The 23,180-nt window shown below is 71.0% G+C and carries 21 protein-coding genes and 1 pseudogene; 5 read left to right on the forward strand and 17 right to left on the reverse strand.

The features are described from left to right. Positions 1-81 precede the first annotated feature (81 nt). A complete protein-coding gene (locus R0145_RS09110) occupies positions 82-1,260 on the forward strand; it encodes a pyridoxal phosphate-dependent aminotransferase (RefSeq protein ID WP_317840093.1) in 1,179 nt (392 codons plus the stop codon). 37 nt (positions 1,261-1,297) lie between these two features. Here R0145_RS09110 and R0145_RS09115 read toward each other — a convergent pair whose 3' ends face one another. From R0145_RS09115 to R0145_RS09160, 10 genes and pseudogenes are all read right to left on the reverse strand, one after another. Then, positions 1,298-1,450 (reverse strand): hypothetical protein, encoded by a 153-nt coding sequence (locus tag R0145_RS09115; protein WP_317840094.1) that lies wholly within the window; start codon positions 1,448-1,450, stop codon positions 1,298-1,300. A gap of 237 nt (positions 1,451-1,687) precedes the next feature. Beyond that, positions 1,688-2,800, reverse strand: a complete 1,113-nt coding sequence (aroB, locus tag R0145_RS09120; RefSeq protein WP_317840196.1) for a 3-dehydroquinate synthase — start codon at positions 2,798-2,800, stop codon at positions 1,688-1,690. Next, positions 2,780-3,268: pseudogene (locus tag R0145_RS09125) on the reverse strand (shikimate kinase); the annotation flags it as partial. The pseudogene R0145_RS09125 and the gene aroB, both read right to left, overlap by 21 nt. Then, positions 3,265-4,461, reverse strand: coding sequence for a chorismate synthase (aroC, locus tag R0145_RS09130; RefSeq protein WP_317840095.1), 1,197 nt, complete (start codon positions 4,459-4,461; stop codon positions 3,265-3,267). The gene aroC and the pseudogene R0145_RS09125, both read right to left, overlap by 4 nt. A 13-nt stretch (positions 4,462-4,474) precedes the next feature. Next, positions 4,475-5,305 (reverse strand): shikimate dehydrogenase, encoded by an 831-nt coding sequence (locus R0145_RS09135; RefSeq protein WP_317840096.1) that lies wholly within the window; start codon positions 5,303-5,305, stop codon positions 4,475-4,477. A gap of 16 nt (positions 5,306-5,321) precedes the next feature. Continuing rightward, a complete protein-coding gene (gene mltG, locus R0145_RS09140; RefSeq protein WP_317840097.1) occupies positions 5,322-6,473 on the reverse strand; it encodes an endolytic transglycosylase MltG in 1,152 nt (383 codons plus the stop codon). After that, complete coding sequence (gene ruvX, locus R0145_RS09145) at positions 6,470-6,964, reverse strand: Holliday junction resolvase RuvX (RefSeq protein ID WP_317840098.1); 495 nt, start codon at positions 6,962-6,964, stop codon at positions 6,470-6,472. Before ruvX ends, mltG begins: the two co-directional genes overlap by 4 nt. Continuing rightward, the gene (gene alaS, locus R0145_RS09150; protein ID WP_317840099.1) at positions 6,961-9,624 is read right to left on the reverse strand and encodes an alanine--tRNA ligase; all 2,664 of its coding nucleotides are present in this window, start codon (positions 9,622-9,624) and stop codon (positions 6,961-6,963) included. The genes ruvX and alaS overlap by 4 nt, the downstream gene beginning before the upstream one ends. After that, positions 9,621-9,836 (reverse strand): hypothetical protein, encoded by a 216-nt coding sequence (locus R0145_RS09155; RefSeq protein WP_317840100.1) that lies wholly within the window; start codon positions 9,834-9,836, stop codon positions 9,621-9,623. The genes alaS and R0145_RS09155 overlap by 4 nt, the downstream gene beginning before the upstream one ends. Further along, complete coding sequence (locus tag R0145_RS09160; protein WP_317840101.1) at positions 9,836-10,216, reverse strand: DUF948 domain-containing protein; 381 nt, start codon at positions 10,214-10,216, stop codon at positions 9,836-9,838. The genes R0145_RS09155 and R0145_RS09160 overlap by 1 nt, the downstream gene beginning before the upstream one ends. A 100-nt stretch (positions 10,217-10,316) precedes the next feature. On the opposite strand from R0145_RS09160, the gene R0145_RS09165 reads away from it, so the two are divergent. Next, the gene (locus tag R0145_RS09165; protein ID WP_317840102.1) at positions 10,317-11,093 is read left to right on the forward strand and encodes a hypothetical protein; all 777 of its coding nucleotides are present in this window, start codon (positions 10,317-10,319) and stop codon (positions 11,091-11,093) included. On the opposite strand, the gene R0145_RS09170 is transcribed toward R0145_RS09165, so the two are convergent. The 3 genes from R0145_RS09170 to R0145_RS09180 all read right to left on the reverse strand — a co-directional run bounded on the left by R0145_RS09170 (position 11,090) and on the right by R0145_RS09180 (position 15,094). Beyond that, positions 11,090-12,493, reverse strand: coding sequence for a replication-associated recombination protein A (locus tag R0145_RS09170; protein ID WP_317840103.1), 1,404 nt, complete (start codon positions 12,491-12,493; stop codon positions 11,090-11,092). The two genes, R0145_RS09165 and R0145_RS09170, sit on opposite strands and share 4 nt — an antisense overlap. Before the next feature lie 32 nt (positions 12,494-12,525). Further along, on the reverse strand, positions 12,526-14,364 hold the full coding sequence (aspS, locus tag R0145_RS09175) for an aspartate--tRNA ligase (RefSeq protein ID WP_317840104.1): 1,839 nt from the start codon (positions 14,362-14,364) through the stop codon (positions 12,526-12,528). 76 nt (positions 14,365-14,440) lie between these two features. Then, complete coding sequence (locus R0145_RS09180) at positions 14,441-15,094, reverse strand: response regulator transcription factor (RefSeq protein WP_317840105.1); 654 nt, start codon at positions 15,092-15,094, stop codon at positions 14,441-14,443. A 139-nt stretch (positions 15,095-15,233) separates the two neighbouring features. Here R0145_RS09180 and R0145_RS09185 point away from each other — a divergent pair, with 139 nt between their 5' ends. Next, positions 15,234-15,389 carry a hypothetical protein gene (locus tag R0145_RS09185; protein ID WP_317840106.1) on the forward strand — a complete coding sequence of 52 codons (156 nt, stop codon included), beginning with the start codon at positions 15,234-15,236 and terminating at the stop codon, positions 15,387-15,389. Between the two features lie 532 nt (positions 15,390-15,921). Beyond that, complete coding sequence (locus R0145_RS09190) at positions 15,922-16,794, forward strand: sensor histidine kinase (protein WP_317840107.1); 873 nt, start codon at positions 15,922-15,924, stop codon at positions 16,792-16,794. An 11-nt stretch (positions 16,795-16,805) separates the two neighbouring features. Here R0145_RS09190 and hisS read toward each other — a convergent pair whose 3' ends face one another. Both hisS and R0145_RS09200 read right to left on the reverse strand, forming a co-directional pair. Further along, positions 16,806-18,158: a histidine--tRNA ligase gene (gene hisS, locus R0145_RS09195; protein WP_317840108.1), complete on the reverse strand. Its 1,353-nt coding sequence runs from the start codon at positions 18,156-18,158 to the stop codon at positions 16,806-16,808. A gap of 32 nt (positions 18,159-18,190) precedes the next feature. Further along, entirely contained in the window at positions 18,191-18,889 is a 699-nt protein-coding gene (locus tag R0145_RS09200) for an MBL fold metallo-hydrolase (RefSeq protein ID WP_317840109.1), read from the reverse strand. A gap of 18 nt (positions 18,890-18,907) precedes the next feature. Between R0145_RS09200 and R0145_RS09205 the strand changes: the two genes are divergently transcribed. After that, positions 18,908-20,152, forward strand: coding sequence for a DUF349 domain-containing protein (locus tag R0145_RS09205; protein ID WP_317840110.1), 1,245 nt, complete (start codon positions 18,908-18,910; stop codon positions 20,150-20,152). Positions 20,153-20,158: 6 nt separating this feature from the next. On the opposite strand, the gene R0145_RS09210 is transcribed toward R0145_RS09205, so the two are convergent. Together R0145_RS09210 and R0145_RS09215 are read right to left on the reverse strand one after the other, a co-directional pair. Continuing rightward, a complete protein-coding gene (locus R0145_RS09210; protein ID WP_317840197.1) occupies positions 20,159-22,366 on the reverse strand; it encodes a bifunctional (p)ppGpp synthetase/guanosine-3',5'-bis(diphosphate) 3'-pyrophosphohydrolase in 2,208 nt (735 codons plus the stop codon). Between the two features lie 203 nt (positions 22,367-22,569). Continuing rightward, positions 22,570-23,175, reverse strand: a complete 606-nt coding sequence (locus tag R0145_RS09215; protein WP_317840111.1) for an adenine phosphoribosyltransferase — start codon at positions 23,173-23,175, stop codon at positions 22,570-22,572. Positions 23,176-23,180: the final 5 nt, after the last annotated feature.

A 23,180-nucleotide genomic window follows, 5' to 3' on the forward strand; every position in this document is an offset into this window, starting at 1 on the left:
CAGGCTATGTTTCATGCTCGCCGCATGCAAGCATTCGATGCGCATCAGAGTATCCGACGCGGTGGCACTACGGTAGAGACCGTGACCCAACCCCTGGTAGCACGGATGCGCCCGTTCGGAACCACGATCTTCGCCGAGATGTCGGCGCTGGCCATGCGGACCGGCGCGATCAACCTCGGCCAGGGCTTCCCCGACACCGACGGCCCCGCCGAGGTGCTCGACGCCGCGGTGGCGGCGATCCGGGCCGGGCACAACCAGTACCCGCCCGGCCGCGGCATCGCCCCGCTGCGGGAGGCGATCGCTGCTCACCAGGCCGACTGGTACGGCCTGTCGTACGATCCGGCGACCGAGATCCTGGTGACTGCCGGCGCGACCGAGGCGATCACTGCGGCGATCCTGGCGCTGTGCGAGACCGGCGACGAGGTTGTCGTGCTGGAGCCGACGTACGACTCCTACACCGCGGCGATCGCGATGGCCCATGCCGTCGCCCGGCCGGTCCGGCTGCGGCACCCATCGGCCACCGAACCGGGCTACCGGCTGGACGAGGCCGACCTGCGGGCGGCGATCACCGACCGGACCCGGCTGCTGCTGATCAACACCCCGCACAATCCCACCGGGCACGTGCTGGCCGCCGCGGAACTCGCCATCGTCGCCCGGGTGGCGGTGGAGCACGACCTGCTGGTGGTGACCGACGAGGTGTACGAGCACCTGCTGTTCGACGGGCGTACGCATCGGCCGCTGGCGACGCTGCCCGGGATGCGGGAGCGGACCGTGCTGATCTCGTCGGCCGGCAAGACGTTCTCCACCACCGGCTGGAAGATCGGCTGGGTGTGCGCGCCCCCGGAGCTGGTGACGGCGGTCACGACGACCAAGCAGTTCCTGACGTACGTATCGGGCGGACCGTTCCAGTGGGCGGTCGCCGAGGGGCTCGCGCTGCCCACTGACCGGTTCACCGCGATCGGGTCGCGACTGGAGGCGCAGCGCGACGTCCTCGTCCCGGGGCTGGCGGCGGCCGGGATGATCGTGCATCCCACCGAGGGCAGCTACTTCGTCACCGCTGATGTCGCGCCGCTGGGCTACCACGATGCGGTCGACTTCTGCTGGCGGCTGCCGGAGCTGTGCGGGGTGGTCGCGGTGCCGAGCTCGGTCTTCTACACCGACCCGACCGGGGTCGAGTCACTGGTCCGGTTCGCGTTCTGCAAGCGCCCCGAGGTGCTGGCGGAGGCGGCCGAGCGGCTGTCCCGGCTCAGAAGCCGGTGACACAATCGGCGGGTCCGGCAACGCCAGCCGACCGGGCTCAGAGGGTCGGGAGCAACAACGTCTGCTGGGGCCGCAATGCCCCGAGTGCCCGTTCGATTCCTCCGAACCACTCCGCCGCCCGCGTGTGATGCTCATGCTCCGGCACCACCAACGCGATCGCGACATTGGCGTCGAGCAGGTAGTCCGTCATTCGTCGTCGTCCAGCAGTGCGGCCACCTCGGCCGAGCTGATCTTCCGACCCAGGGACAGCAGTCACCTCGACGGGGCCGGGACTCCCGGTTCCCTCGGCGATAACACTCACAGACGCGTGCCCGGGGAGGAGAAGGAAGGCTCCCACCCCCAGTAGCGCCGCCAGGAGCGCCCCGGCCGCACACCACCGAGCCGGGGATGACCAGCTCGGGTGCCCTGAGTCGCTCGGCGCCATACGTCACCGCCGGCAGGTGGCGGCGTACGCCTCGGCCAGCAGTCCCTCGTCGATGCCCTCGGCGATCACCGGATCTGCCAGCCCGCGCAGCACCACCAACCGCAGCGTGTCGCCGCGGGCCTTCTTGTCCAGCGCCATGGTGGCGCGCAGTTCCGGCCAGGCATCGGGCTGGTAACCGGTCGGCAGGCCCACCGCGGTGAGGATCGTACGATGCCGCTCGACCAGCGCCGCGTCGATCAGCCCGAGGCGGCGGGCGACCTCGGCGACGAAGATCATCCCGACGCTGATCGCCTCGCCGTGGCGCCACTGGAAGTGTTCGCGCTGTTCGATGGCGTGGGCCAGGGTGTGGCCGTAGTTGAGCTGTTCACGACCGATGTGGTCCCCGACGCTGGTCCGCTCCCGCAGGTCGTCGGACACCACCCGGGCCTTCACCGCGATGCCGCGCCGGATCGTCTCGGTCTGCACCGCGCTCGCCGGGGCCAGCGCGGCGATCACGTCGGCCTCGACCAGGGAGAGGATCCGCGGGTCGGCGATGAAGCCGCACTTGACCACCTCGGCCATCCCCGAGCGCAGCTCGCGCGGGTCGAGGGTGCGCAGCAGGTCGGTGTCGCAGAGCACGCCGATCGGCTCGTGGAAGGCGCCGACCAGGTTCTTCCCGGCGGCGACGTTGATGCCGGTCTTGCCGCCGACGGCGGCGTCCACCATGGCGAGCACGGTGGACGGCAGGGTGAGGAAACGGACCCCGCGCAGCCAGGAGGCGGCGACGAACCCGGCCAGGTCGGTGGTCGCCCCGCCACCCAGGCCGATCACCAGGTCGGAGCGGGTGAAGCCGGCCGCGGCGAGCCGGTCCCAGCAGTCGGCCAGCACCGTGGCCGTCTTGGCCTGTTCCCCGTCGGGCAGTTCGATCAACAGCGTCTCCCCGGCGATGGCGGCCGCGACCCGGCCGGCGACGCCGCGCAGCACGGCCGGGTGCAGGATCGCGACCCGGCGGGTGTCACCGACCAGGGACGCGACCCGGTCCAGCACGCCGGGGCCCACCTGGACGACGTACGGGTCGTCGGCGTGCACCTCGATCGCGGCCGGATGCCCCACCGCCGCCAGCACCGCCTCGGTCACCTCGTCGGGAGTCAGCTCGTCGGTGGTCACCCGGTGGGTGGCGAGGGCGGCGTACGTCGGCAGGCGCTGCTCGAGCAGGGCGCGCAGCTGCCCACGGACGTTGCCCAGCAACAGCGGCCGGGCGACGTTCAGCCCGACCCGGTCGGCGGCGCGGCCGGCTGCGACCTCCAGCCACACCACGGTGTGGCCGGCCAGTCCCTGCTGCACGGCCGGTGTCATCGGGGCCCCGCCGCCGAGACTGATCACCGCGGGACGGTCGAGCAGGTCGAGGGTGACCGCGCTCTCGATCGTCCGGAAGGCCGCCTCGCCGTCGTAGGCGAAGATGTCCCGGACCGTGCGGCCGGTCCGCTCCTCGATCACGTCGTCGACGTCGAGGAAGTCGCAGCCGAGCCGGTCGGCGAGCAGTCGGCCGACGGTGGACTTGCCCGCGCCGGGGGCGCCGATGAGGACGAGCGGGCGGGTGATCATTCGTGGATCGCCAGCCCTCGGGCGGCGACATCGGCGAGGTAGGCCTGGTGGTTGCGCCGGGTCTCGGCGACCGAGTCGCCACCGAACTTCTCCAGACAGGCATCGGCCAGCACCAGCGCGACCATCGCCTCCGCGACGACACCGGCGGCCGGGACGGCACACACATCGGAGCGCTGGTGGTGCGCGACGGCCGCCTCGCCGGTGCTGGTGTCCAACGTGCGCAGCGCCCGTGGCACGGTGGCGATCGGCTTCATCGCGGCGCGTACCCGCAGCAGTTCGCCGGTGCTGATCCCGGCCTCGGTGCCGCCGGCGTGCTGCGACAGCCGGCGGATGCCGTCCGGACCCGGCGCGATCTCGTCGTGCGCCTGCGAGCCCCGCACCCGGGCCAGCGCGAAGCCGTCGCCGACCTCGACCCCCTTGATCGCCTGGATGCCCATCAGCGCGGCCGCCAGCCGGGCATCCAGCCGCCGGTCCCAGTGCACGTGCGAGCCGATCCCGGCCGGCACGCCCCAGGCGAGCACCTCGACGACGCCGCCGAGGGTGTCCCCCGCCTCGCGGCAGGCGTCGACCTCAGCGACCATCCTGGCCGAGGTCTGCGGGTCGGCGCAGCGCAGCGGGTCGGCGTCGATCCGGGGCAGGTCCTCGATGGTCGGGAAGATCCCGGCCGGGGTCTGCACCGGGCCCAGTTCGACGACATGGGACAGCACGGTGATGCCGTAGGCCTGCTCCAGGAAGTTCGCGGCGACCCGGCCGAGGGCGACCCGGGCAGCGGTCTCCCGGGCGGAGGCTCGCTCCAGCAGCGGGCGGGCCTCGTCCCAGTCGTACTTCTGCATCCCGGCCAGATCGGCGTGGCCGGGCCGCGGCCGGGTCAGCTTCGCGGCCCGGGCCTGGTCGGCGAGCACCTCGGGGTCGACCGGGTCCGGTGACATCACCGTCTCCCACTTCGGCCACTCGGTGTTGCCGACCTCGATCGCGACCGGTGACCCGAGGGTCTCGCCGTGGCGTACGCCGCCGATCATGGTGACCCGATCGGCCTCGAACTTCATCCGGGCCCCGCGGCCGTAGCCGAGGCGCCGGCGGGCCAGCGCATCGGCGATGTCCCGCGACGTCACCCCGATGTGGGCCGGCATCCCCTCGAGGACCGCCACCAGCGCCTGTCCATGGGATTCTCCGGCAGTCAACCAACGCACCATGGGGGCTACTCTCTCACCCAGCCCGGCGGGCGGCCAACGCCGCCCGACCGGCAGACAGCAGCACCTCGACGGCCACCTCACGGCCGGTCATCAGTCGCACCTGGTCAACCGCCTGGGCGGCCAGCAGGTCCATCCCGTCCAGCACCGTGGCGCCGGCCCGCAGGGCCGCCTCGCCGAGGACGGTCGGCCACGGGTCGTAGACGACGTCGAACACCACCGGAGAGATCGCGGCGATCCGCGCCGCCGTGCCCGGCTCCAGCGCCGTCGGCGCGGTGGCGACGGTCAGCTGCGGGGCGACGGCCGGCAGTTTCCCCCAGCAGAGGACCTCGATCCGCTGCCCGAAGTGGGCGGCGACCGGATCGAGGCTGGCGTGCGCGCGCTCGGCGGAGCGGGCCATCACGCTGACAGTCCGCACCCCCAGCGGGGCCAGCGAGGCCAGCGCCGAGCGGGCGGTGGCGCCGGCGCCGATCAGCAGGGCGGTGTCGGCCCCGGTCACCCCGGCCCGGGACAGCGCGGCGGTCATCCCGGTGACATCGGTGTTCTCCACCCGGTGCGGCCCACCACCATGGTCGAAGACCAGGGTGTTGCCGGCCCCGACGATCCGCGCCACCTCACCGGGCTCGCCCAGGGTGAGCACCGCCCGCTTGAGCGGCATCGTCAGGCTCAGACCGACCCAGTCCGGGCCGCAGCCGGCCACGAAGCCGGCCAGCCCCGCCTCGTCGACCTCGTGGGCGTCGTACGCCCAGTCGGCCAGGCCGAGGGCGTCGTACGCCGCCCGGTGCAGCACCGGCGAGAGCGAGTGGCGGATCGGCGAGCCCAGCACCGCGCAGCGATGCGTAGCCATCAGCACAGGCCCTCCATCAGCACAGGCCCTTGGACTTGTTGGCAGAGCACCAGGCCTGGAACTCGGCGACGTACTGGTTGTGCTCGGCGAGGGTGGAGGCGAACTTGGTCTCGCCGGTCTCCGGATTGACTGCGACGAAATACAGCCACGACCCGCTGGCGGGGTGTGCGGCGGCGTCGAGAGCGGCCTTGCCGGGGCCGTTGATCGGCGTCGGCGGCAGCCCGGCGTGCAGATAGGTGTTGTACGGGCTGTCCTGGGCCCGTTCCTTGTCGGTGGTGGTGAGCTTGCCGTCCAGACCGTTCACGTACTTCACCGTGGAGTCCAGCTGCAGCGGCATCCCGCGGTCCAGCCGGTTGTAGATCACCCGGGCCACCTTGGGCCGGTCGTCGGCGTTGCGGGCCTCCGACTCGATGATCGACGCAACGGCGACGATCTCGGCCGGGGTGCGGTGCAGCGTGCCGGCAGCCTGCTCCAGGCCGACCTGGGTCGCGGTCTGCTTGTACTCGTCGACCATCGCCGTGAGGATCTGCTTGGGTGTGGTGTTGTCGCCGAACTCGTAGGTATCGGGGAACAGGTAACCCTCGAGGCTCTTGGCGTACGACGGGGCGCCCAGCGCGCCCGGGTCCTTGGCGAGGTCGGCGAACTGCTGGCGCGGCACCCCGCTCTGGTCGGCGATCGCGTCGAGTTGCTTCGCCAGCGTCAGACCCTCCCGGAGGGTGATCTGCTTGGCGATCCGGTTCTTCGGGTCGAGCAGCGCGTCGACGGCCTGGGTGGCGGGCAGCTTGGTGCTCAGCCGGTAGCTGCCGGCCTGGATCGCGGTGGCCTTGCTGTTCGCCTTCGCGGCGCGGACGAACGCCGCCTCCGACTTCACCACCCCGCCCTCGGTGAGGATCGTGCCCATGTCCTTCAGGCTGGCGCCGTCGGGGATCTTCACGGTGACGGCGGCACCGGGAGTGCTGGCCGCGGCGTAGTCGGGGGCACGCAGCCCGAGCTTGCCGGCGGCGTACCAGCCGCCGGCGCCGAGCAGCGCCACGACGATGACGAGGACCACGAGCAGGATCACCCCCGCCCGGCGCGATCCACGGTGGCCGCGGGACCCGGCGGCCCGCCGGGCGGGTCGGCCGCGGCGGGGGGTCGGCTGGTCGGGCTGGTCGAGGAAATGACTCATCGGGCGTCTCCCAGATCGGGCAGCGGCACGAGTTCACCGGCCGGGGTGCCGGTGGCTCGTTCAGCGGTGAGGGCGTACTCGAGGATGGCCACCGCGGCGGCCTGGTCGATGACGGAGCGCTGGTCCCGGGTGCTGCGCCCGGCGGCGTGCAGGCCCCGGGTGGCCGCGGCGGTCGTCATCCGCTCGTCCACCAGGCGGAGGCCGCTGCTGGGGTCGAGGCGCCGGCGGAGCACGGCGGCCCGCCGGCGCATCTTCTGCGCAGCGGGCCCCTCCTTGCCCTTGAGCGTACGCGGCAGCCCCATCACCACCTCGAGCAGCGGACCGTACTCGTCGGCGAGGGTGAGGATCTCGCCGATCGCGGCGCCCTCGTCGCCCCGCACCTGCACGGTCCGCACCGGGTAGGCCAGCGTGGCCGCCGGATCGCAGGCCGCCACGCCGATGCGGGCATCGCCCCAGTCGAGGGCGAGTCGGACGCCGGGACGCACCGTCATCGAGCGGCGCCGACCTTCTCGACGGCCGACCGGACCGCGGTCAGCGCCGCCGGGGCCCCGGCGGGATCGGTGCCACCGCCCTGGGCCAGGTCCGGCTTGCCGCCGCCCTTGCCGCCGAGCTCGGCGACGGCGAGCCGGATCAGGTCGCCGGCCGACAGCCCGAGGTCCCGCGCACCGGCGGTGGTGGCCACCACCGCGGCCGGCTTCTCGGTGCCGCCCACCAGAGCGACCACCGCCGGGGTCTCGCCGAGCCGGCCACGGATCTCGGTGGCCAGGGTGCGCAGGTCACCGGGAGCCACGCCCGCGACGGTCTCTGCGACCACGGTGACGTCACCGAGCCGGACCGCGCGGTCGACGAACGTTCCGGCCGTCGCCAGCAGTTCCTTGGCGCGGTAGGCGGCGATCTCCTTCTCCGCCGCCTTGAGCTGCTCGGCCATCCGGGCGACCCGCTCGGCGAGCTGGTCGGGCTGGGTCCGCAGGGTGTCCGCCAGGCCGAGGACGAGCTGGCGCTCGGCCGCGAAGTGGTCGAAGGCCTGCGGGCCGACCAGGAACTCCACCCGGCGGATGCCCGAGCCGATCGAGGACTCGCCGGTCATCGCGACCAGGCCGATCTGCGAGGTGTGGGACACGTGGGTGCCGCCGCACAGCTCGAGCGACCACGGGCTGCCCATCTCGACGACCCGCACCCGCTCGGGGTACTTCTCACCGAACATCGCCATCGCCCCGGCGGCCTTCGCATCGGTCAGGTTCATCACCGAGGTGGTCACCGCGAGGTCGTCGTGGATCGCCTCCATGGTGCGACCCTCGATCGCCTGCTGCAGGTCCTTGGACAGCGCCTGGGTGGAGTTGAAGTCGAAGCGCAGGTAGCCGGGCTTGTTGTAGGAGCCGGCCTGCACCGCCGTCGGCCCGACCAGCTCCCGCAGTGCGGCGTGCACCAGGTGGGTCGCCGAGTGCGCCTGCCGCGAGCCGAACCGGTGCAGCGGGTCGACCCGCGCGTCGACCGACTGGCCGACGTGCAGCTCCCCCTCACCGACCCGGACGGTGTGCACCACCAGGCCGGGCACCGGACGCTGGACGTCCAGCACGTCCAGGTACAGCCCGTCACCGGTGATGATGCCCAGGTCGGCGTCCTGGCCGCCGGACTCGGCGTAGAACGGGGTCTCGGCCAGCACCAGGTCGACGGTCTCCCCCGGCTGCGCCTCGCCGACCGGCTGTCCGTCGCGCAGCAGGCCGCGCACGGTGGACGGGGTGACCAGGTCGGTGTAGCCGGTGAACGTGGTCTCCCCCGACGCGCGCAGCTCGCGGTAGCTGTCGGTGCTGATCATTCCGCCCTTCTTGGCGCGGGCGTCGGCCTTCGCCCGGTCCCGCTGCTCCTGCATCAGGCCCTGGAAGGCCTTGCGGTCGACCGTGAGGCCCTGTTCCTCGGCCATCTCCAGGGTCAGGTCGATCGGGAAGCCGTACGTGTCGTGCAGCTGGAACGCCGCCGCCCCCGACAGGGTCTCCTGACCGGCCTGCTTGGCCTTCTGCACCGCCAGGTCGAAGATCTGGGTGCCGGAGCTGAGGGTGCGCCGGAAGGTCTCCTCCTCGGCGTACGCCACGTCGCTGATCCGCGCCCAGTTCGCGCCGACCTCGGGCCAGGAGACCGTCATCAGGTCCCGGCTGATCGGCAGCAGCTCGGCCAGCACCGGGTCCTGGACACCGAGCAGCCGCATCGCCCGGATCGCGCGGCGCAGCAGTCGGCGCAGCACGTAGCCGCGCGCCTCGTTGCCCGGGGAGACACCGTCGGCCATCAGCATCAGGCCGGAACGTACGTGGTCGCCGACGACCCGCAGTCGGACGTCGTCGACGTGGTCGGCACCGTACGTCTTGCCGGCCAGCTCCGCCGCCCGGGCGATCACCGGCCAGACCTCGTCGATCTCGTACATGTTCTGCTTGCCCTGCAGCAGATACGCGATCCGCTCCAGGCCGGCACCGGTGTCGATGTTCTTCTTGGGCAGGTCGCCGGCCACGTCGAAGTCCGTCTTCGAGCGCACCTCGATCAGGTCCTGGGTCTGGAAGACGAGGTTCCAGATCTCCAGGAACCGGTCCTCGTCGGCCTCCGGGCCGCCCTCGGGACCGTACGCCGGTCCGCGGTCGATGTAGATCTCCGAGCACGGGCCGCCCGGGCCGGGCACGCCCATGTGCCAGTAGTTGTCCTTCAGGCCGCGGCGCTGGATGTGCTCGGCGGGCACCCCGACGGAGCGCCACATCGCGAACGCCTCGTCATCGTCGTGCAGGACGGTGGTCCAGACCCGGTCCCCGTCGAAGCCGAAGCCGCCGTCGGCCTGCGGGCCGGTGACCAGCTCCCAGGCGTACTCGATCGCGCCTTCCTTGAAGTAGTCGCCGAAGGAGAAGTTGCCCAGCATCTGGAAGAAGGTGCCGTGCCGGGTGGTCTTGCCGACCTCCTCGATGTCGAGGGTCCGGACGCACTTCTGGGAGCTGACGGCGCGGTCGAAGGGGGCGACCTCGTCGCCGATGAAGTACGGCTTGAACGGCACCATGCCGGCGTTGACGAACAGCAACGTCGGATCGTTGTACACCAGCGGGGCCGAAGGCACCACGGTGTGGCCCCGCTTCTCGAAGAAGTCGAGGTACCTCCGCCGGATGTCGGCTGTCTTCATTCGTCGCCCTCCTCAGGCAGGTTCAGCGCCTCACGGATCTCCGCCTCGCGCTCGGCGGATGCCCGCCGTACGTCGTCGATGAACTCGTTCACCCGTTCCAGCGCCGGGGTGTCCCGGTTGGCCGCGATCACCTTGCGGCCCACCAGCACCGCCACCGTGGCGACGACGGCGCCGACCAGGAACCACAGCGCGCTGCGCGCCCGGCCCGGCATCAGCGGTCCCCACCCTTGCCCCGGCGGGTGGCGGAGCGCAGCCCGTAGCTGAACGCCGCGACCTTCACCAGCGGCCCGCCGACGGTGGCGCGGAACAGCGTGGTCAGCTCGGCGGCGTTGCGGGCGACGGTGGTGGCGTTCGCAGTGACCCGCGAGGCGTCCTCGGTGATCACGCCGACCTTCTCGATCTCGGAGTTGGCCGCGGTCACGGTGCCGCGCAGCTCGGTCATGATCGGGACCAGCGAATGACCGAAGTCACGCACGACGAGCCGGACCTCCTCCAGGACCCGGGCCAGCTTGAGCAGCGGGCGGGCGAGGAAGGCCACCAGGAGCAGGGCCGCCACAGCGGCGAGCAGGCCGGCGATGCCACCGACGGTCATCAGGTACCTCCGTGTCGAGAGCAGGATGGAGCAAATTCAACAGGGTCGACCCTACAACCCGGTTCCACCATTTCCCGCACGCAGCCAATAGTGTGAAGCCATGGTGAGTACCACGTGGATCGAGGATTTCCCGGGGTGGGAACACGGGTCCTACCACGAGTATTCCGGCGTATACCGACGGCGGACGGACGGCCTGAGCATCCGGGTGCTGCAGGGGCGTCCGCCCGTCCCCGCGCCGGCCGAGGTGGGCGGCGACTGGCCGGTGGCCCGCTCCTGGTTGGTGTCGTTCTGGCGGCTGCACGACTCGCAGAGCTTCCATCTGGTCGGGCCCGACGCGGTCGATCTCGCCGATGTGCTGGGCCTGGACGGGGTGAGCGTGGCGACCATGCTGGTCGAGCTCAACAAACGGGTCGGGCTGCTGGCGTGGCCGGCCTACGCCCCCGGGTTCGAGTGGACCGGGGACCTGGACGGCGGGGCCACCCCGCCGGAGCGGGCCCCCGAGGACTGGCTGGACCGGCTGCTCGCCGCCGGCTGGACCGAACTCTTCGTGGACGACACCCCGATGGCCCAGCACCGCGACGGGGAGCTGGTGATCCGGGTCGGCGTCGATCCGGCGGACGTCTCGTCGACGTACGTCCCACAGTGCTGGTTCCTGGAGTTCGCCACCACCGAGCAGCGGCCGCTGCGGCGCGTCTTCGGCGGCACGTCGCCGCTGGCACCTGCCGGTGAGCTCTACGTCACGCCGTGGCGGGACACCGAGATGGTGCTCGACTACCTGGTGGAACTGCCCGCGGCCACCGGGGTCGACGCGATCCGGTCCTGGCTGCAGGCCTCGACCGACAGCGCGGTCGAGTTCGTCGCGCCGGAGGGGGCCTAGCTCCGCCGGTCGGGTCGTTTGCCCAGCAGGTCGTCCAGCACCTCGAGCCGGTCGGCCATCGCCGCCTCGGCACCGTTGCGGGTCGGCGTGTAGTACTCCGCGTCGACCAGGTCGTCGGGCAGGTACTGCTGCCGGGCGACGCTGTGCGGCGCGTCGTGGGCGTAGACATAGCCCTTGCCGTGTCCCAGCGCCGCCGCGCCGCGGTAGTGCGCATCGCGCAGGTGCGGCGGCACCGGGCCGCCCTTCCCGGCGCGGACGTCGGCCAGGGCCGCGGCGATGCCGAGGTAGGCGGCGTTCGACTTGGGGGCCATCGCGCAGGCGACGGTGGCGTGGGCCAGGGTGATCCGCGCCTCCGGCATGCCGATCAGCTGCACGGCCTGCGCGGCGGCGACGCAGGTCTGGAGCACCGAGGACTGGGCCATCCCGATGTCCTCGCTGGCGGAGATGATCAGCCGGCGGGCGACGAACCGGGGGTCCTCGCCGGCCTCCAGCATCCGGGCCAGGTAGTGCAGGGCCGCCTGGACGTCGGAGCCGCGGATCGACTTGATGAACGCGCTGATCACGTCGTAGTGCTGGTCGCCGCCCCTGTCGTAGCGGACCGCGGCGCGGTCCACCGCCTGTTCCAGAGCGGCCAGATCGATCGTCGCGCTCTCGCGCGCAGTCTGGCCCGTGTCGCCCCGGGCGGTGGCCCCGGCGGCGGCCTCCTCCAGGTAGGTCAACGCTCGTCGGGCGTCGCCGCCGGCCATCTGCAGCAGCGCCGCGCGGGCCTCCGTGGTCAGCGTGTAGGTCCCGCCGGTCGGTGTCCGCAGCCCGCGGTTGTCGCCGAGTGCCCGGTCGAGCAGGACGCCGATCCCCTCGTCGGTCAGCGGCCGGAGGGTGAGCAGCAGGGAGCGGGACAGCAGCGGGGAGATCACCGAGAAGCTCGGATTCTCGGTGGTGGCGGCGATCAGGGTGACCAGCCGGTTCTCCACCGCCGGCAGCAGCACGTCCTGCTGGGCCTTGGAGAACCGGTGCACCTCGTCGACGAACAGCACCGTGGGGTTGCCCCGGGCGAGTTCCCGCTTGGCGAGGTCCAGCTCGGCGCGGACATCCTTGACTCCGGCGGTGACGGCCGAGATCTCGACGAACCGGCGGTTCGTCGAGCGGGACACCACCGCGGCGACGGTGGTCTTACCGACCCCGGGTGGACCCCAGAGGAAGACCGATCCTGGTTCCCCGGCCGCCAGCCTGCGCAGCGGCGACCCTGGGGTGAGCAGGTGGTCCTGCCCGACGATCTCGTCGAGCGTACGCGGCCGGAGCCGGACCGCCAGGGGTTGCTGACCGGGCCCGGCCCAGCTCAGGGTCCCGCCACGGGCGTCCGTGGCGGGATCGTCGGCATCGGAGAACAGATCGTGTGACATGGCGCCTGCCAGCCTAGCCGGGCGCCCCAGCCTCACAGCGTGGCGCGGACCGTCTTCTCCTCGACGGCCGGCTGGTCCTCGCCGCCGGCCTTGGCCGCCTTCTCCTTGGGCTTGGCGTCCACGCCGGCCTCCCGGCGCTGCTTGAGCGTGATCGGCGCCGGCGCGCCGGTCAGCGGATCGTAGCCGTTGCCCGACTTCGGGAAGGCGATCACATCGCGGATCGAGTCGGTGTGCGCCATCAGGCAGACGATCCGGTCCCAGCCGAAGGCGATGCCGCCGTGCGGCGGGGCGCCGAACTTGAACGCGTCGAGCAGGAAGCCGAACTTCTCCTGGGCCTCCTCCTCACCGATGCCCATCACGGCGAAGACCCGCTCCTGGATGTCGCGGCGGTGGATACGGATCGAGCCACCGCCGATCTCGTTGCCGTTGCAGACGATGTCGTACGCGTACGCCAGGGCGGCCCCGGGATCGGTGTCGAAGGTGTCCATCGACTCCGGCTTGGGCGAGGTGAAGGCGTGGTGCACCGCGGTCCAGGCGCCCTCACCGACCGCGACGTCGCCCGCGGCGACCGCCTCGGTGGTCGGCTCGAACAGCGGTGCGTCGACCACCCAGAGGAAGCTCCAGGCGTTCTCGTCGATCATCCCGGTGCGGCGGCCGATCTCCAGCCGCGCGGCACCGAGCAGCTCCTGGGAGGCCTTCCGGCCACCGGCGGCGAAGAAGATCGCGTCACCGGGCCGCGCGCCGGTCGCGCCGGCGAGGCCGGCCCGCTCGGTGTCGGTGATGTTCTTGGCGACCGGACCGGCCAGAGTGCCGTCCTCGGCCACCGTCACGTACGCCAGGCCCTTCGCCCCGCGCTGCTTGGCCCACTCCTGCCAGGCGTCGAACTGGCGACGCGGCTGGGAGGCACCGCCCGGCATCACCACCGCCCCGACGTACGCCGCCTGGAACACCCGGAAGGTGGTGTCCTTGAAGTAGGCGGTCATATCGGTGAGCTGCAGGTCGAGGCGCAGGTCCGGCTTGTCCGAGCCGTAGCGGTCCATCGCGTCGGCGTACGTCAGCCGCGGGAAGGGTGTCGGCAGGTCGACGTCGATCAGCTTCCAGAGCGCGACCATCAGCTCCTCCGCCAGCGCCATCACGTCGTCCTGGTCGATGAAGCTCATCTCGATGTCGAGCTGGGTGAACTCGGGCTGCCGGTCGGCCCGGAAGTCCTCGTCACGGTAGCAGCGGGCGATCTGGTAGTAGCGCTCCATGCCGGCGACCATCAGCAGCTGCTTGAACAGCTGCGGGGACTGCGGCAGGGCGTACCACGATCCCGGGGCCAGCCGGGCCGGGACGAGGAAGTCGCGGGCGCCCTCGGGAGTGGAACGGGTCAGTGTCGGCGTCTCGATCTCGATGAAGTCGTGATCCGCCAGCACCCCACGGGCCGCCTGGGAGACCTTCGAGCGCAGCCGCAGGGCTGCGGCCTGGGCGGGCCGGCGCAGGTCGAGGTAGCGATACCGGAGCCGCGCCTCCTCGCCGACCGTGACGTGCTCGTCGATCTGGAACGGCAACGGGGCCGACGGGTTGAGCACCTCGAGCTCGCTGATCGCGACCTCGATCTCACCGGTCGGCAGGTCCGGGTTCGCGTTGCCCTCGGGGCGTTCCTCGACCAGGCCGGTGACCTTGATGCAGTACTCGTTGCGCAGGTCGTGGGCGCCCGACGACTGGAGGATCTCGTCCCGGACGACCACCTGGGCAACGCCGCTGGCGTCGCGAAGATCGATGAACGCCACCCCGCCGTGATCACGTCGACGAGCCACCCATCCCGCGAGGGTGACGGTCTGACCGGCGTGCGCGGCGCGCAGGGTACCGGCGTCATGGGTACGAATCACAGGTGGTCCTTCCAGGGGTGGTCGGGGCGTACGGCCCCCCAGCCTACCGCCGATCAGTTGCCGGACCGCGCCCCGGTCAGTGCACCGGCTCGGGACTGGCCAGTCCGTGCCGGTAGGCGAACACCAGGATCTGCGTCCTCGACCGGACGCCGAACTTGTCCCCGAGGTGGCGCAGGTGGGCCTTGACGGCCGCCTCGGAGATGCACAACTCCGCGGCGATGTCCTTATTGGACAGCCCCTGGGCCAGGTGATCGAGCACTTCCTGCTCCCGGATCGTCGGCGCCGCGAAGGTGACCTTGGGCTTCTTCGGCCGGGGCGGCTCGGCCGGGGTCTCGGCGATGCTGCGCGCCAGGGCCCGGGCGATCCGCGGCGACAGCGGCATCTCGTCGGCAAGCGCCTGGCGGATGCCGTCGACGAGCTCGTCGGCGCCGGCGTCCTTGACCAGGTAGCCGGCCGCCCCGGCCCGGAGGGCAGGAACCACGTAGTCCAGCGACGCAAAACTGGTCACCGCGATGATGCAGGCATCCGGGTGTCGCCGGCCGATCTCGGTCATCGCCTCAACCCCCGACATCCGCGGCATCTTGAGGTCCATCAGCACGACGTCGGGCCGGACCTCCTCGTAACGGGCGACCGCCTCCCGGCCGTCACTCGCCTCGGCGATCACCTCACAGTCCTCGGCGTCACCGAACAGGTGCCGGTATGCATCGCGCACCACGGCCTCGTCATCCACCACCAGAATTCTCGTCGGTTCCACATCCATAGACTACGGGTCGGAGAACTAACCGAAAGGCGATGGTGCCCGACCATGCAGTCGACCAAGATGGGTGACGGCGCCGGGGGGTGCTGTCAGTCCAGGAAGGTGGGGCCCGATGAAGCCGATGTTGAAGCAGATCCTCGTGATGGGTGTGACGCTGGTGGTCGTATCGGCCCCCACCTCCCTGGCAGCAAGCACCGGCGGCGGCACCGTGCAGCCGGCGGGGTTCTACTACATGATCTGCCATTACATTCCGATCGCCTGCTCCTGAGTCCCGCCCGACTGGGGCGGAGACAGCACAGACTCTTGCCCCGATGGGACCACGTCGACCGGACCTCGGTCCAACGGGAGCGCTTGCCGCTCGGGCGATTGGGTCAGGACCAGTGAGTGCGCGCGATCAGCGGATGCCCGGCCGCACGGTTCCTGACCCGTCGGCCGGGGGTTCTCTCATTGCAGACACCGCGGGCTCGTCGATACTACGTCGAGGACTACCGGTCCGCCTCAGTAGACTGTTGAGCAGCCGACCGCTCGCGCCGTGGTTGAGGCTGTCGCTGGCAGTCCTTGTGACAGTCAGCGCGGTCGATGACATCACCAGGGCCATCACCTCGGCTCCTCCGCGGCTCACTCCGGGCCACCTCCCTATGGTGCTCGGCACCACCTTGATGTACGTAGTGCTCTATCTCGCCTTGTGGCGAACTGGTTGGGCGGCCCTCGCGAGTGTCCCTCTGCTTGCGGTCATCCTGATCAGCAGGAGTGACGCGACCGGAATCCTGACCGGTGTCCTTATCGTCCTGCTTACGCCGATGACCACACGCTGGGCCGTTACCGGGGCGACCTGGCTGATCTTCCTTGCGTGGTTGGTGGTGGCCAGCGCACTGCACGGCGCCCAGTGGTCCGATCTCTTCTGGCCGGTGCTGCTGTTGTTCTTCGTCGCCGGGACGATCGGCACCGGCGTCCGCGGCTTCCAGCGGGCCCGCGAGGCCGACCGTCGTCAACTCAAGGAGCTCCGCGAGGAGAACCTGCGGATCCGGGAGGACGAACGGGCCGCCCTGGCCCGGGAACTCCACGATGTCGTCGCCCACGAGCTGTCGATCATCTCACTGCAGATCACCAGCCGTTCGCGTACCGATGACCCCACCGAGCTCCGGCAGGTGCTGGACAGCGTCAAGCGCTCCACCCACTCCGCCCTCTACGAGCTCCGCCTCCTCGTCGGACTGCTCCGCGAGGGCGGGCCCGACGAGTCGGACCTGGGCCACCTCAGCGACGACACCTCGGTGGTCGGAGTCGCGGAGCAGTTGCGCCAGCAGCTCTCCGACCTCGGTCACACCACAATGTGTCAGGTGCCGGCCGAGATCGACGACCTGCCGGCGACGCTCACCCGCACCCTGATCCGGATCCTGCAGGAGTCGAGCACCAACATCGTCAAGCACGCCGCCCCGGGCGGGATCTGCCAGGCCACCATCCGGCTCACCCCCGACGAGGTGGTGCTGAGCGTGACCAACCCGTTGGGATCACGACCCCCCGCCGCCGACCTGCGCCGTGGTCCCACCGGGTGGGGGCTGCGCGGGATCGCCGAGCGGGTCGACCTGCTCGGCGGCGACTTCTCCGCCGGACCGGCCGGTGATCGCTGGGTGGTCCGCGCCAGCATCCCGCTCTCGGCGGACGAACTGGCCTGAGACCGTCCGGCTCAGCCGCGGACGGTGCGCGGGAACAGGTCCTCGGCCGGAGGCAGCCAGGCCTGCGGATCCGCAGCGACCTGGTCACCGGAGCGGATGTCCTTGACCTCGTCGTGCTCCCCCGCCCCGAACCAGACGAACGGGATCCCCCGCCGGTCCGCATAGCGGATCTGCTTGCCGAACTTGTCCGCCTTCGGCGCGACCTCGGTCGGGACACCCCGCCGGCGCAGCTGGTCGGCGGTCCGCAGCGCCCGCTCGCGGGTGTCCTCGCTGTCCACCGCGACCAGCACGCAGGTCGGCACCGAGCGGCTGGAGGTGAGCTCCCCTCGGCCGAGGATGGGCGCCAGCAGGCGGGTCACCCCGAACGAGTAGCCGACCCCAGGGAAGGTGACCCTGCCGTCGGACGCCAGTGCGTCGTACCGGCCGCCGGAGGCGACCGACCCCATCCGCTCCGAGCCCTGCAGCAGCGTCTCGTACACCGTGCCGGTGTAGTAGTCGAGTCCACGGGCGATCTTCAGGTCGGCGAGCATCCGGCCCGGCACCTGGCGCTCCGCGACCCGCACCACGGCAGCGAGGTCGGCCAGGCCCTGGTCGAGCAGCTCGTGCTCGACGCCCAGCGCCCGGACCCGGTCGACGAACGACTCGTCCGGGGTAGCGATACCGGCCAGGGCCACGCACTGCACCGCCTGGGCCGGGGCCAGGCCCAGCTCGTCCACCAGTGTCTCGGCGACGGCATCGGGCCCGATCTTGTCGTACTTGTCGACCCGCTGCAGCACCGCGGCGGGGTCCTCGATGCCCAGCCCGCGGTAGAAGCCCTCGGACAGCTTGCGGTTGTTGACGTGCAGCACCACCGGCGGGATGCCGAGGTCGACGTGCAGCTTCTCGAACGCGTCGAGGGCCACCAGCGGGATCTCCACGTCGTGGTGGTCAGCCAGCGTTCCCTGCCCGACAATGTCGATGTCGGCCTGCAGGAACTCCCGGTAGCGTCCCTCCTGGGGTCGCTCGCCGCGCCAGACCTTCTGGACCTGGTAGCGGCGGAACGGGAACACCAGGTGCCCGGCGTGCTCCAGCACGTAGCGGGCGAACGGCACAGTGAGGTCGAAGTGCAGCCCCAGGTCGTCACCGTCACCGTCGAGGCCCTGCAGGCCGTCGTTCAGACCCTGGAGTCTTCGGACGACGTAGATCTCCTTGTCGATCTCCCCCTTGCGGGCCAGCTGCTCCATCGGCTCGACCGCGCGGGTCTCGATCGGGGCGAAGCCGTGCAGCTCGAAGGTCGACGTCAGGATCCGCAGCGCATGCAACTCGACCATCCGTTCGGCCGGGAGGAACTCGGGGAAACCGGACATCGGCTTGGGGCGGCTCATGCGGGCACAGGCCTTTCTGGAACGGAAAAGGGTCAGAACGAGGTTAGTCCCTCACGAGTGAGGTACGGATTGGCGGCCCGCTCCCGGGACACCGTGGTCTGACCGCCGTGACCGGGCAACAGCACGGTGTCGTCGGGCAGGCCGAGGACCACGGTGCGGAGCGTACGACGCATCGCCGCGGCGTCACCGCCGGGGAGGTCGACCCGGCCGACGCTGCCGGCGAACACCACGTCCCCGGTGAACACCAGCGGCCGGTCGGCGGGCGCCACCCGGTAGAGCACCGAGCCCGGGGTGTGCCCGGGAGCGTGCAGCACCTCGATCTCCAAACCGGCCAGGGTGATCCGGTCCCCGTCGGCGACCTCGTGCACCACCGCCGGTTCCCGCTCGGTGAAGTCGCGGGCCCGGCCCAGTGCCTGCTCGACGAACTCATAGGCACCCGGGATGTCGTACGGATCGGTGAGTCGGGCCCGGTCGGCGGGGTGGATCCAGCAGTCGACACCGTACGTCGCACAGACGTCGGTGGCGCTGTAGAGATGGTCGAGATGGCCGTGGGTCAGCAGCACCCCTTGTGGCTCCAGGCCGTGCTCCTCGACCAGGTCACGCACGGTGTCGAACGCGCCGACGCCCGGGTCGAGGACGATGCACGGCCCCCGGTCGGCCGGCGCGACCAGGTAGCAGTTGGTCTGCCACGGCCCGGCGGGAAATGACGCGATGAACACAACGGCCACCATATCCGGCAAGATGTACCCATGAGCGAGATGACAGGGCCGGCTTCCTTTGGTCGCGTCGATACCGACGGCACCGTGTTCGTACGCACCCCGGACGGCGAACGGGCCGTCGGCCAGGTGGCAGGGGCGGATCCGGCCGAGGCTCTCGCGTTCTACGTCCGTCGGTTCGAGAATCTCGCCGTCGAGGTCGACCTGTTGGAGAACCGGCTCAAGGGTGGCGCGCTGACCCCCGATGACGCCCGCAAGCGGATCGCCCAGGTCAAGGCGAGCGTCCACGGTGCCGCCGCGGTCGGCGACCTGGCCGCACTCGAGGCCCGGTTGGAGGCACTGAGCCCGCTGGTCGAGGCCAAGACGGAGGAGCGCAAGGCGGCCCGAGCCGCCCAGAACGAGGAGACCCGCGCGGCCAAGGAGGAGATGGTCGCCGAGGCCGAGCGGATCGCCGCCGGCAGCGACTGGCGCGGCGGGGTCAACCGGTTCCGGACCCTGCTCGACCAGTGGAAGGCGCTGCCGCGGATCGACAAGGCGACCGACGACGCGCTGTGGCACCGGTTCTCCACCGCGCGGACCACCTACACCCGCCGCCGCAAGCACCAGTTCGCTGAACAGAGCGCCAAGCGCGACGAGGCGAAGACGGTCAAGGAGGCGATCATCGACGAGGCGACCCCGCTGGCCGAGTCGACCGACTGGGGGCAGACCTCCCGCGACTTCCGCGACCTGATGCAGCGGTGGAAGGCCGCCGGCCCCGCCCAGCGGGAGATCGACGACAAGCTGTGGAAGCAGTTCCGCGCCCTGCAGGACCGGTTCTTCAACGCCCGCAACGCCGCCCAGGATGCCCAGGACGAGGAGTTCCGCGGCAACCAGCTGGCCAAGGAGGCGCTGCTCGACGAGTACGAGCCGCAGATCCACCCCGACCAGGACCTCGCCGGCGCCAAGCAGCTCTACCGCGAGCTGCTCGACCGGTGGGCCGAGATCGGCAAGGTGCCCCGGGACGCCATCCGCGGCCTCGACAACCGGCTGCACCGGATCGAGCAGGCCGTCCGGGAGCGCGAGGCGGCGGAGTGGAAGCGCACCGACCCGCAGGCCCGGGAGCTGGCCACCGACACCGCCCGCAAGATCCAGGCCCAGATCGACGACCTGACCGACAAGGCGACCAAGGCCGAGGCCCGCGGCGATGCGAAGAAGGCCAAGGAGCACCGTGACTCCATCGCCACCTACCAGACCTGGCTGGAGCAGGCCGAACGGGCGGCGCACGACTTCGGCGCCTGATCGGCCCTAGGCCCTGACCCGTCCGACGTCGTAGACCCCCGGCACCCGCCGGATCGCGTTCATCACGTGGTCCAGGTGGGTCGGGTCCGGTGTCTCGAAGGACATCGTGATCCGCGCGGTGCGGTCGCGGTGGGTGTTGACGCTGGCCGAGGTGATGGAGATGTGCTGCTCGGCGATGGACCGGGTGACATCGGACAGCAGGCCGCTGCGGTCCAGGGCCATGATCTCCACGGTCACCAGGAAGGAGCTCGCCGCGGTCGGCGCCCAGGACACCTCGACGATCCGCTCCGCGCCGTGCTCCAGCAGGTTGCGGGCATTGCTACAGTCGCGCCGGTGCACCGACACCCCCGATGCCCGGGTGATGAAGCCGATGATGTCGTCGCCGGGCACCGGGGTGCAGCAGCGCGCCAGCTTGACCCACACGCCCTTGTCGCCGTGGACCATCACCCCGGTCTCGGTCGAGGTCGGGGACGTCCGCGGCCGGCGCAGGACGAGGGAGTCCTCGCTGGCCTCCTCGGCGACCTCCTCCGGCCCACCAGCGATCTCCACCAGCCGCTGACACACCGCCTGGGGGGAGATGCTGCCCTCGCCGACGGCCTTGTAAAGACCGTTCACATCGGCGACACGGAAGTACGCGGCGACCTCGGTGAGGTGCTCGATGGTCAGCAGCCGCTGCATCGGCATGTCCATCCGACGCATCTGCCGGGCGAGCGCCTCCTTGCCGCTCTCGATCGCCTCGTCGCGGCGCTCCCGGCTGAAGTACTGGCGGATCTTCGCCCGGGCCCGCGGGCTGGCGACGAACTCCAGCCAGTCCCGGGACGGCCCGGCACCCTCCGCCTTCGAGGTGAGGATCTCCACCCGGTCACCGGTCTGCAGCTTCGACTCCAGCGGCACCAGGCGCCCGTTCACCCGGGCGCCGATACACCGGTGACCGACCTCGGTGTGCACCTGGTAGGCGAAGTCGACCGGCGTCGCGCCCACCGGCAGGGTGAGCATGTCGCCCTTGGGGGTGTAGACGATGACCTCGTCGGTGTTGATCGAGAACAGCAGGTCGTCGAGGAACTCCTCCGGGTCCTCGGTCTCGCGCTGCCACTGGTTGAGCGCCCGCACCCAGTTCAGCTCGGTCGGGTCGGAACGGTCGCCCTTGCCCTCCTTGTACTTCCAGTGCGCGGCGACGCCGTAGTCGGCCCGCCGGTGCATGTCCCAGGTGCGGATCTGGAACTCCACCGGGGTGCCCTCGGGGCCCCGTACGGTGGTGTGCAGCGACTGGTACATGTTGTACTTCGGCATCGCGATGTAGTCCTTGAACCGCCCCGGCAGCGGGTTCCAGCGCGAGTGCAGCACCCCCAGCGCGCCGTAGCAGTCCTGGATCGAGTCGACGATGATCCGCAACGCGACGAGGTCGTAGATGTCCTCGAACGAACGGCCGCGGACGACCATCTTCTGGTAGATCGAGTAGTAGTGCTTCGGCCGGCCGGTGACGGTCGCCTTGATCCCGGCGCGGTGCAGATCGCCCTCGATGATCTCGGTGACCTGCTTGAGGAAGCGCTCCCGGGACGGTGCCCGCTGCGCGACCAGGTGGACGATCTCGTCGTACAGCTTCGGCTGCATGGTCGAGAAGGCCAGGTCCTCCAGCTCCCACTTGATGGTGTTCATGCCGAGCCGGTGGGCCAGCGGCGCGTACACCTCCAGGGTCTCCGCCGCGATCCGGTTCTGCTTGTCGGGGCGGAGGAAATGCAGCGTCCGCATGTTGTGCAGCCGGTCGGCCAGCTTGATCACCAGCACCCGGATGTCCTGGCTCATGTTGACGATCATCTTGCGCAGCGTCTCGGCCTTCGCCGAGGGGCCGTACGTCACCTTGTCGAGCTTCGTCACCCCGTCGACCAACAGGGCGACCGTCGGGCCGAAGTCCGCGGTGACCTGTTCCAGGGTGTAGTCGGTGTCCTCGACGGTGTCGTGCAGCAGGCCGGCGCAGATCGTCTCCTCCGCGGCGCCCAGCTCGGCGAGGATCGTCGCAACAGCGAGCGGATGGGTGATGTACGGGTCGCCGCTCTTGCGCTTCTGGCCCTCGTGGTGCTGTGATGCGGTGAGGTAGGCACGCTCCACCAGGCCCAGGTTCGCTCGCGGGTGGGAGGCCCGGATCGCCTGGAACAGCGGATCGAGGACGTTCGGCTGCTGGGGCTTGGTGCCGAGGCGCGCCAGACGCTGCCGCATCGACAGACGCGGCGCATCGTTGACGGCCACGGGCAACAGTTCGTCACTCACGGCGGCCTCCTCTCGGAGTCACCTTGTTATGGGCTGAGAGTCTAGCCGTGTCGACAAGGTTGACCGGGCAAGCGAGGACAACTGGTCACGGAGCGGGACGGGCGTCCCGCGCGCCGTCCAGCACCTGGTCATCCGGCGGCACGACGGGCCTCTCAGGCGTCGACGGTGACCAGTGCGGTGATCTCGGTGTCGCCCAGACCGGCCTCGGCGAGCCGGGTCCGCGGCTGCAGGAAGGCCAGCTCCATCAGCACCGCCACGTGCACCAGCTCCGCGCCGGAGCGCTGGATCAGCCGGGCGGTCGCCGCGAGGGTACCGCCGGTGGCCAGCACGTCGTCCACCACCAGCACCCGGGAGCCCTGCCGGATCGCGTCGGTGTGGATGGTCAGTGTCTCGCGCCCGTACTCCAGGTCGTAGCTGACCTCGTACGTCTCCGCCGGCAGCTTGCCCGGCTTGCGGACCGGCACGAACCCGGCCCCCAGGGCGATCGCCACCGGCGCGCCGACGATGAACCCGCGGGCCTCCATCCCGACCACGACGTCGATGCCGGGCGGGGCGGCCGCGACCAGTTCGTCGATGGTGGCCCGGAACCCGGCGGCGTCACCCAGCAGCGGGGTGATGTCCTTGAACCCCACCCCCTGCTTCGGGAAGTCGGGGATGTCGCGGATCAGCGAGGCGATCAGCCGGCGCCGCTCTGCCGAGGTGGCGGGGACGCCGGTCGCGGCCGCGCCCGGGGACGTCTGCGGTGTCGAGGTCGTCATCTCCG

It is taken from the genome of Raineyella sp. W15-4 (genome assembly GCF_033170155.1).
In the GTDB taxonomy this organism is placed as follows: domain Bacteria; phylum Actinomycetota; class Actinomycetes; order Propionibacteriales; family Propionibacteriaceae; genus Raineyella.